We start from the raw sequence: 208 nt of genomic DNA, 5'->3' as shown, positions 1-208 counted from the left end.
GAGCCGGGAGCGCCGCAGCGGACGCTCGCCGATCGCGTCGCGTCCTATGAACGCGCGCTGATCGAGGCCGCCTTGCGCGAGCACGATTGGTCGATTGCGGCCGTCACCGCGGAGCTTGGCGTGCCGCGCCGGACGCTGAACGAGAAGATGGCGAAATACGCGCTGGCGCGGCCCGGCCGCAAGGAGCCCTGAGTCGATCACGCCATCG

Annotated in this window: 1 protein-coding gene; it reads left to right on the top strand. The window is 70.7% G+C overall.

The genetic code is table 11. From position 1 onward, the window contains the following. A partial coding sequence (locus AOQ71_RS48760; protein ID WP_283809619.1) for a helix-turn-helix domain-containing protein occupies positions 1 to 192 on the top strand: 192 nt, incomplete at its 5' end. Between the last annotated feature and the right edge of the window lie 16 nt (positions 193 to 208).

Origin of the sequence: Bradyrhizobium manausense (assembly GCF_001440035.1) — a bacterium.
In the GTDB taxonomy this organism is placed as follows: Bacteria; Pseudomonadota; Alphaproteobacteria; order Rhizobiales; family Xanthobacteraceae; genus Bradyrhizobium; species Bradyrhizobium manausense.
The sequence above is the reverse complement of the archived record's forward strand: the minus strand, read 5'-3'. Positions and strand labels throughout refer to the sequence as shown.